The sequence below is a fragment of the Nonomuraea sp. NPDC050691 genome (assembly GCF_040654455.1).
Taxonomy (GTDB): domain Bacteria; phylum Actinomycetota; class Actinomycetes; order Streptosporangiales; family Streptosporangiaceae; genus Nonomuraea.
In genome coordinates, this window is record NZ_JBFAIA010000031.1 from 49,559 (window position 1) to 58,540 (window position 8,982).

Annotated in this window: 9 protein-coding genes and 1 tRNA gene; 3 read left to right on the top strand and 7 right to left on the bottom strand. The window is 71.2% G+C overall.

Annotated features, from left to right (window positions below):
- Positions 1-62: 62 nt before the first annotated feature.
- The 6 genes from AB0H81_RS15395 to AB0H81_RS15420 all read right to left on the bottom strand — a co-directional run bounded on the left by AB0H81_RS15395 (position 63) and on the right by AB0H81_RS15420 (position 6,334).
- Positions 63-371, bottom strand: coding sequence for a hypothetical protein (locus AB0H81_RS15395; protein ID WP_358374471.1), 309 nt, complete (start codon positions 369-371; stop codon positions 63-65).
- A 139-nt stretch (positions 372-510) separates the two neighbouring features.
- Positions 511-2,139, bottom strand: a complete 1,629-nt coding sequence (locus AB0H81_RS15400; RefSeq protein WP_358374473.1) for an AbfB domain-containing protein — start codon at positions 2,137-2,139, stop codon at positions 511-513.
- Positions 2,140-2,246: 107 nt separating this feature from the next.
- A complete protein-coding gene (locus tag AB0H81_RS15405) occupies positions 2,247-4,433 on the bottom strand; it encodes a DEAD/DEAH box helicase (RefSeq protein WP_358374476.1) in 2,187 nt (728 codons plus the stop codon).
- Positions 4,434-4,594: 161 nt separating this feature from the next.
- Positions 4,595-4,668: transfer RNA gene (locus AB0H81_RS15410), tRNA-Lys, on the bottom strand.
- 46 nt (positions 4,669-4,714) lie between these two features.
- Positions 4,715-5,638 carry a nucleoside hydrolase gene (locus tag AB0H81_RS15415; RefSeq protein WP_358374479.1) on the bottom strand — a complete coding sequence of 308 codons (924 nt, stop codon included), beginning with the start codon at positions 5,636-5,638 and terminating at the stop codon, positions 4,715-4,717.
- Between the two features lie 303 nt (positions 5,639-5,941).
- Positions 5,942-6,334, bottom strand: a complete 393-nt coding sequence (locus AB0H81_RS15420; protein ID WP_358374482.1) for an OsmC family protein — start codon at positions 6,332-6,334, stop codon at positions 5,942-5,944.
- Between the two features lie 52 nt (positions 6,335-6,386).
- Here AB0H81_RS15420 and AB0H81_RS15425 point away from each other — a divergent pair, with 52 nt between their 5' ends.
- On the top strand, positions 6,387-7,136 hold the full coding sequence (locus tag AB0H81_RS15425; protein ID WP_358374483.1) for a hypothetical protein: 750 nt from the start codon (positions 6,387-6,389) through the stop codon (positions 7,134-7,136).
- A gap of 93 nt (positions 7,137-7,229) precedes the next feature.
- Entirely contained in the window at positions 7,230-8,003 is a 774-nt protein-coding gene (locus AB0H81_RS15430; protein ID WP_358374486.1) for an FAD:protein FMN transferase, read from the top strand.
- Positions 8,004-8,046: 43 nt separating this feature from the next.
- Here the strand turns inward: AB0H81_RS15430 and AB0H81_RS15435 are convergent, their stop codons facing one another.
- Positions 8,047-8,322 (bottom strand): hypothetical protein, encoded by a 276-nt coding sequence (locus AB0H81_RS15435; protein ID WP_358374489.1) that lies wholly within the window; start codon positions 8,320-8,322, stop codon positions 8,047-8,049.
- A gap of 152 nt (positions 8,323-8,474) precedes the next feature.
- Between AB0H81_RS15435 and AB0H81_RS15440 the strand changes: the two genes are divergently transcribed.
- Positions 8,475-8,855, top strand: coding sequence for a phage holin family protein (locus tag AB0H81_RS15440; RefSeq protein ID WP_358374492.1), 381 nt, complete (start codon positions 8,475-8,477; stop codon positions 8,853-8,855).
- The last annotated feature ends 127 nt before the right edge of the window (positions 8,856-8,982 follow it).

The window sequence follows — 8,982 nt, forward strand, 5'->3', positions numbered from 1 at the left end:
CTGACGAAAACAGACGAGCCTCCTGGGCAAGTTGCCCAGGAGGCTCGTCCTGCTCCGCGAGCTCAGCAGATCCTCGTGCCGTCGTACGTGGCGCTCTGGGCGGACTCGTGCCGCAGCGTCTCACCCGGCGAGAGCTCCCTGCAGAGGCTGTCGGGCCCGTACTTCCACACGATCTTGATGTCGTACGTCCAGGCGCACTCGTTCTTCACCTTGACCCAGGGCCTGCCCGTGATCGTCCGGCCCCCGTCCACCTTCTTGACGCAGTCCACCGCGGCACGTGTGGTCTGCGCCTGCGCGACGCCCGCGCCGGCGACCAGCACGACGGCGACACCCGAGGCCGCGGCCAGCGCCTTGAATCCTGCTCTCACCATGGTCGAACCCCCGATCGAAGATCGTTTACGTTGGGGGCAAAGGTACGGGAAGGGCGCGGTGCGCCGCTACCATGATCACCCGAATCGCCATACGACGTACCGCTCCGTCACCGAGGAGCGCCTCGGGGCGGGAGGATCGTCAGGCGGTGGGGCGGAAGGTGCTGTCGGCGCGGAAGGCCGAAGTCGCCTGGTCCTTGTCGAGCCACAGCTGGTGGTGGCGGTGCCGGACGAAACGGCCGGGGTAGTTGGCCGACTCCAGCCGCAGGCGCCCGGTCCCCGCCGCCGCCCGGGGGTGGAAGGTCGCGTCGCGCTCGAACAGCGCCGTCCCGTCGTCACCCTCGAAGCGCAGCCGGAAGTCCTTGTGCCGCAGGTAGCGCCCGTCGTCGTCCACGAACGAGAACCCCTTCGCGTCGGCCAGGCCCGGCACCACCCGCAGCGCCGCCCCCTCGCCCAGGATGCCCAGAGCGCCGGAGGCGCCGATCCCCTCCTCCGGGAAGTTGATCGACAGCAGCCGCCGGGTGGTGCCGGCCTGGAGCAGAACGCCGCCGGCGGGCGTGGTCGCGGTGGCGGCGCGGGTGTAGAGGAGCGTGCCGAAGCCGAGCTGGTCGAACCCGCCGCTGTTGGGCCCGTAGTCGCCGCCGCCGCCCTCGGCGCGCACCCGCTCGGCGTACGCCTTGGTGTTCGGCACGGCCAGGCCCCGGCGGTTGGCGTAGTGGTTGTACAGCAGCTCCCACACCGGCCGGTCCTGGCCCCGGGAGGCCGCGGAGATCACGGTCTGCTCGCGGTGGCCGCAGTTCTGGCCGGTGCCCCAGGTGTAGGTGGTGAACGGCACGCTCTGGCCGAGGTTGTACCGCGCGACGTACTCGGCGGCCTTCATGATCCGGTTGTCGGCGTACCCGTACAGGTCGAGGCCCTGGTTCCAGGCCATCTCGGCGATGGTGCCGAGCAGGCCGACGCCCATCATGGTGTGCCCCTGGTCGCGTCCGCTCTCCTGCCACTGGGCGAGCCCGCCGGGGTGCAGGAACGGGATCGCGTTCATGATCGACCCGTTGCCCTTGCCGTTCTTGACGTAGTCCACGGCCCGGTCGAACATCGCCCGGTCGTCGCAGAAGACGCCGATCGCCATGACCGAGGCGATGGTGCACAGGTCCCAGTTGGCCCAGTAGTTGGTGATGCAGGCGCCGTTGTGCTTGGTCAGGAAGGCCTCGTTCAGCGGGTGGAAGACGGTGCGGAGCATGGTCCGGAACCGCTCGACCTCGAACCCGGGATAGCCGCGCATCAGCTCGGCGGCGTTGGCGAACTGGTAGCCGTAGATGCCGGCGGCGAGGAACCGGTCGGCGTTGCCGGTGACCGTCTTGAGCGTGGCCGACCAGGCGTTGAGGATGGCGCTCGCCGTCTCGGCGTGCGCCTTGTCACCGCTGATGCGCCAGCGCAGCGCGTTCTGGTACGCCGCGTGGATGTCGTTGTACAGCTGCGAGTAGTTCTGCCCGTCGCCGCCGCGCACCACGGTCGCCAGCGGCCGCGGCTTCCAGGTGCTCCTCGAGCGTCCGTTGGCCACCAGCTTGTCCCACCCGGCCTTGTACGGCTGCGCCCCGGCCCGCACGGCCGCCGCGATCCGGTCGAAGTCGGCCTGGGTGTGCAGCAGCCCCGGATGCTTGAACGGCGCCGCCGCCCGCTCCTCCGCCCACGCCCGGCCGCCCAGCGCGGGCAGCACGGCCACCCCTGCCGCCGCCTTCAACAGGTCACGCCGGCTGGTCTGGAGACCCATGTCAGTCCTTTCGTCAAGACGAGCTCTCGGGCAGGAGACGGCCCACGACCAGCGGCATAACGCTTTTCGGCGGAGAAAACCGCGCGATCCGCCGCGGGCACACCGGCTCAATCCGTCGCGGGCCCGTCGGCTCCATCCGCCGCGGGAGCGCCGGTGAGGGCGAGGCGGCGCTGTTCTTCCTCCACGATCTGCCGGGCCAGCGACTGCTCGGAGACGTCGACCGCGTCGGCGGTGGACTCGGCCAGATCGCTCCGCCGGGCATAGGCGTCGAACAACTCCGCCTTGGCGCCCAGAATGTCGAGCATGCGCTGGTCGACCGCGTCCACCGACAGCAGGCGATGCACCTGGACCGTGCGTACCTGACCCATCCGGTGCGCGCGGGCCACCGCCTGGGCCTCCATGCTCGGCTTCACCTGCGGCTCACACATGATCACCACCGATGCGGCCTGCAGGTTGAGTCCCACCCCGCCCGCCTGGATCTGGCTGAGCAGGACCGCGTGCCCTCTGGCCCGGGAGAACGCGTCCACCTCCTGCTGGCGGCGCGCCGCCGTCAAAGAGCCCGAGATCGGGCCATGGGCCCGGCCGTTCAGCGCCGACTGCACGGCGCCGAGGACATCGCGGAAGTAGGAGAAGACGATCACCTTGAGCCCGTTGGCCCGGGCATCCTCCACCAGCTCCAGCAACCGCTTCAGCTTGGCGGAGGTGTCGGGGGCGGCGTAGGCGGCCCGCCGCATGGCCATGAAGTTGCCCTCCGCGACGGCCTGACGGTAGGCGGCGAAGTCGGCTCCGCTGAACTCCACCCACTCCTCCACCTCGACCCGCTCAGGCAGCTCCTTCAGCACGTCCTGCTGGTTGCGACGCAGGTAGGCGGGGGCGACCGCCTTGCGGAAGGCCTGCGCACCGGCCACCACGTCACTGCCGCGAAGCTCGGCGGCCAGGTCGGGCTGCAGGTAGGAGACCAGCGTGCGGAACTCCTCCACCCGGTTCTCCATCGGCGTGCCGGTCAGGAACAGCACCCGCTCGGTGCGCCGGCACCACTCGGCCACCGCCCTGGCCCGCTTGGTCTGCGGGTTCTTGACGTAGTGCGCCTCGTCCACCACCAGGAGGCCGACCTCCGTCACCGGAAGGCGGTGCAGGCTGTCCAGGGTGGCCACGGCGACCCCGCCCCGCCGTACCCATTCCCGCTGGGCCGCCTCGCGGCCGGCGCCGTGGACGGGGTGGACGGCCAGGGTGCTGCGCGACTCGATCTCCCGCACCCAGTTGATCAGCACGCTGGTCGGGCACACCACGAGGAAGTGCGTGGCCCCGCGCGCCCTCAGATGGGCCAGTGCGGCGATGGCCTCGACGGACTTCCCCAGGCCCATCTCGTCCCCGAGGATCACCCGGCGCTGCGCCAGGGCGAAACGGGCGCCGAACGACTGGTAGCCGCGCAACGACACCCGCCGGTGCGTGTCGTCCAGTTCCTGCGCGTTGACCTTCGCGAGCAGATCGTCGGGCAGGATCCCCTGGTCGGCCGCGACCGGTTCGCCCGCCACCTCCGCGAGCAGGCCGTAGTAGTCCGCCGATCGGTACTCGAAGTCCGTCCACGCCTCGAACTCCGTCACCGCGGGCCGCAGCACGTCCGCGGTGGTCTGGGCGAGCAGCAGTCTGGTCTCGCGCGCGTCCTCGAGCAGTGCCGCGATCGACGCCAGCGCCGCCTGGGCCTGGCCGCGCCGCTCACCCCCCGCGAACAACATCCGCAGCCGGCTGCGCGCGGGCTTGGCGTCCCGCAGCAGCCGGTCGAGGCGCGTGCTCAGCGTCCGCGCCGCCTCCAGGGCACGAGCCAGCTCGGGACCGACGTTCACCAGCCGGTGCAGGGCGACCACGAGCGCGCTGCTGTGCCGGTCCTGGTGCTCGATGTCCAGCCGGATGCCGACCGCCTGCTCGACGGCCGTGGCGATCTGGCGGGCCGCCGCATGCACCTGGCCCGCGGTCTGCGCCCCGATCCCCGGCACCAACTGCAACCGGTACGGCGAAGCGTCCAGGACCTGCAGCACCGTCGTGTACCCGGAGCGCTCCAGCGTTCCGATGCGTAACCGGCCACCGGTGACGTCCTTGATCCGGCTGACCGGGATCGACCCCAGCTCGGCCCGCGACAGCTCGGCCCGTACGTCCGCCAGCGCCCGATGGACCGCCTGGAGGACCTCCGCGTGCTCCTCGATCAGGGTCCGGGCGTCGCCGAGGAGGAGGCCGGCGTCCGCGCACAGCGCCTTGACGTCCTTGACGGTGAGCCGCCTGTCCCCGATCTCGGCCACGCGCTGTCCCTCTTCGCTAGCGGGATGAGGCGACAGAGGGTATCCGACTTGGCCCCGAAAGGAGGGGTATGACGCAGCGAGCTGTCGTCAACGGCGCCGCTCCCTCTGAGAAAGCACAAAGAAACCCCAGCCCGAACCTGCCGAACTGGGGTTTCTCGCTGTGCGCCGCCAGGGACTCGAACCCCGGACCCGCTGATTAAGAGTCAGCTGCTCTAACCAACTGAGCTAGCGGCGCCCGCAACAGGTGTAACTGTAGCAGCCGCCGCGGACCACCCGCACATTCAGCCGAGGCGGGAGGCCAGCCGGGTGTACGCGTCCAGCACCAGGTCCCAGAACCTCTTCACGTCCAGGGCCGTCGCGACCAGGGCGTTCGCCTGCCGATCCGCCGGCCTGAAGTCCGTCACGGTCATCCCGGAGGTGTACCGGCCGGCGGTCTCGACCTTGACCACGGCCGGGACGCAGGCGAACAGCGACGGGTCCAGGACGTAGGCGACCGCGCAGGCGTCGTGGATGGCGGGGCCGCCCTCGGCCGTGACCACGCCGTAGGACGTGGCGGCGGGCACGAGGAGGTCGGCGAGCCGGCCCAGGGGGCGCATGCGGTCCAGGACGTCCGTGGTGACCAGGGCGGTGAGGGTGACGTCCAGGCCGAGCATCTTCACGGTCCAGCCGGCGTCGAACACGATCGCCGCGGCCTCGGGGTCGGCGAGCATGTTGAACTCGGCCGCCGGGTTGGTGTTGCCGCGGGTGTACGAGCCGCCCATGATCACGAAGTCGCGGGCCCACTCCACGACGCGCGGCTCCTTGCGCACCGCGAGGGCGATGTTGGTCAGCGGGCCGATGGCCACGAGCGTGATCTCGCCGGGGGCGGCGCGCAGGGCCTCGATGATGAAGTCCACCGCGTGACCGTCGCCGGCCGGGCGGGTGGCGGGGGGCAGGACGGCGTCGCCGAGGCCGGTGCTGCCGTGGACGGTGGCGGCGCGGACTTCGTGCCGCAGCAGCGCCCCGCGGCTGCCCGGCACGACCGGCACCTCCCCGAGGTCGAGGAACTCCCGCAGGGCCAGCGCGTTGGCGGTGGTGAGGGAGAGGTCCACGTTCCCGCCGACCGTGGTGATGCCGATGATCTCCAGGGACGGGGAGCCGGCGGCCAGGGCGAGGGCCAGGGCGTCGTCGATGCCGGGATCACAGTCGATGAGGAGTTTTGTCACGGATGCACCTTATGGGGCAGGGCGTCGAAGCCCCCGTCCCGGGCATGGACTCCAGGACGACCCCGGGCATGAGTCGGGGCCGGGCAGTTCCCCCAAACCTGCCCGGCCCCGATCGAAGGCGGTCCAGGCCGACGCTTCCCCCAAAACGCCGGCGGTCCCGCACTTGCGGACTACGGTCCCCCTCCGCGTCCGCCTCGGTAAAGGCTCTCGCGGTCAGTCGGCGTACCTTCTGACCTGCCTCGACACTACCGAGAGGAATGCAACGGACGCGTCATAACGGGGTCGAATATCGGCCTAATCCGGCTACGAAAGCTCCAAACGGACCTCCGTCCCCTCCTGCAGGGAACGGCTGACCGTGCAGTACTTCTCGTGCACCCGCTGCGCCACGGCACGGTAAACCTCGCCGGCCTCCTCCGAGGGCAGCTCGACGTCGTAGGTGATCGTCACCGGGCCGAGGAGGTTCGGCTCGACCTTCTCCGACTCCACCGTCATCGCCAGCCGCACCAGCTGGTGTCCCCGCTTGGCCGTGAGCGGCTCCACGGTGACGATGTTGCAGCCGCCCACGGCGGCCAGCAACAGCTCGACCGGCGTGAAGACCCCGTCCTCGTCGCCGCCGCCCATCCGGACCTCGGCGCCGCGGGCGTTCGTCGCCCTGAATCCGCCGTCATCTGTCCGCTCAACACGCACGTTAGCCATGATTTAGACCCTACTCAGACACCTCTCATATTCGGCACGCATCGTTGAAGTCATGGTTGGTAAGGCGAAAACGGATCAGTGGCCGATCCTCTTCTGGTGCGGGGTCGCCGTGGCGGAGTTCGGGGCGATCCAGCCGGGTCTGGGGTTCCCCTGGCGTCCCACGGCCTACGCGATGGCGGGCTTACTGGTCGCCCTGGGGTTGCTCGCGGTCAAGGCCGCGGACCTGCTCCGGTCCGAGACGGCCCGGCAGCGGCTCCGGCTCGCGACGTACCTGGCCGGCGTGCTGGTGCCCGTGCACCAGCTCAGCTCCACCGCGTACGTGACGCCGCTCAGCCGCACCGGCTCCCTCATCCTGTACGGCATGGCCGCCGCGATGGCCGTCTGGCACCACGCCACGCCGCCCCCGGCCAAGGGCGTGCTGGTGGTCGCGTCCGGCCTCGGCGCCGCCCGCCTGCGGGCCCTGCTGGCCGAACGCGCCGACGACACCGTGGTCATCTACCGCGCCGAGCGGATGACCGCCGAGCTGCGCGCCCTCCAGGACGAGCACGGACTGACCCTGGTCGTCGGCGACGAGCACGACCCGCGCGTCAAGGAGCGGGTCAGCGCCTCGGGGCTGCGGCGGCAGGTGCCCGACATCGCCGCGCGCAAGGTGGTCGTGGCGGGTCCGCGCCCCTTCCAGCGGTACGTCCGCGGCGCCCTGTCCCGCCTGGCCGTTCCGGGGGCGCGCATCCGCACGGCCGGCGCCGGAGCCGGCCTGTTCCGCCTCGCCCCGGGCCGGGTCGAGGACACCCAGAGCGCCTGACGGCGAACCGATCTCCCCGGCGAGTGGATCACTTAGGGCGACATTACGCCTGATATGGGACGGTTGCAGCCCACAGGCGAGCAAGGAGGCAAGGTGACGACTTTTCCCGGTGGCACCCGTGTCGAGATGATCGCCGGCATGCCCGTCAGCGTGGACATCAGAACCCCGCTGCCCGTACGGGAGCTCACCCCCCTGCTCGACAACGCGTTCGCCTGGCTGCGCTGGGTGGAGGCCACGTTCCACCCCTCTCGCGAGGACAGCCAGATCGGACGCCTGAACCGCGGCCAGACCATCGAGCAGGTGCCCGAGCTGATCGAGGTGCTGCACCGCTGCGACGAGCTGAGCGAGGCCACCGGCGGCTGGTTCGAGGCCCGCCGTGGCGGCGTCGTCGACCCGTCGGGCTACATCAAGGGCTGGGCGCTGGAGCGGCTGTCGCGCGCCCTGGCCAGCACCGGAGCGGGCGACCACCGCATCGACGCGGGCGACGACATCAGGCTGCGCGGCTCGGCCGCCCCCGGCCGCCGCTGGGAGGTCGGCGTCCGCGACCCGCGCACCGGCCTGGTGCGCGCGGTGGTGGCGGCGCACGACCTCGGCATCGCCACCTCGGGCGCCTCGCCCGTCGTCGATCCCCGTACGGGACGCCGGCGCACGGGCGTCGACGCGGTCACCGTGATCGGCCCCGACCTGGGCGTCGCCGACGCCTACGCCACCGCCATGTACGCCATGGGCCCGGTCCGCGCCCGGCGCTTCGCCGCCGAGACCGCGGTGCGCAGCCCGTACGAGAGCATGATCATCGAGGGGGACGGGCGGGAGTACTCGACGCCCGGCTTCGCCGCGCACATCGCGCAGCCCCGCCTGGCGGGGTGACCGGCGGGCCGCCCGCGCCCCTTCCGGTGAGCGGACGGCGCGGCTACGCGTCCGGGTGCTTGGTCAGGTACTCGATGTAGATGGGACGCAGCGCGTCGCCCAGCTCACCCTCACCCGCCGCCAGGGCGTCACTGAGCAGGGCCGAGACGCGGCTCAGGTCGGCGGCCGTCTCCCTCTCGTTGCCCGTGCTCGCCTCCGCGGCCGGGATGACCTTCAGCAGGTTCCACAGGAACCCCAGGTCCCCGTGGCGCACGGCGTAGCGGACGGCGCGATCGTGCAGCTCGCTGGCGGGCAACGACTCCAGGCCCTCGGTGTTCATCTCATCTCCTCCTGGGGCCCTCCTTCCCTCCGTGAGCAGCCGATAACGGCTTCGCCGGTCACCGCCCGGCCCCGCGGCGTGATCGCCGAGCGCGTAGGGTCGAAGCGCGCCGGCCTACCGGGGCGCCCGCAGGAGTGGGAGGATCTTCCAGCGTGAAATTCATCATCAGGACCCTGGCGGCCGCGGTCGCCCTCTGGGTCGCCATCCAGTTCCTGGACGGCATCCAGATCACCACCCCCAAGTACTCGCCCGAATACTGGGGCACGCTGCTCGTCGTGGCGTTGATCTTCGGTCTCATCAACGCCATCGTGAAGCCGATCGTCAAGACACTCGGTTGCGCGATCATCGTCCTCACGCTGGGCGTGTTCCTGCTCGTCATCAACGCGGCCATGCTGCTGCTGACGAGCTGGATCGCCGGGGAGCTCAGCATCCCCTTCCACGTCGACGACTTCTACCCCTCCGCGTTCTGGGGCGCGATCATCATCAGCGTCGTGAGCTGGATCCTCGGGCTGATCCTCCCGGACGGCGACTGACCTCATGGCGCGTGGTCCCGTGATCCTCGACGGCGCCGGGCTGAGCTGCGCCGCCGTCCACGCGGTCGCGTACCGCCGCGTGGACGTCGCCGCCGGCCCGGCCCGGCGGGCGCGCGCCGCGGGGGCC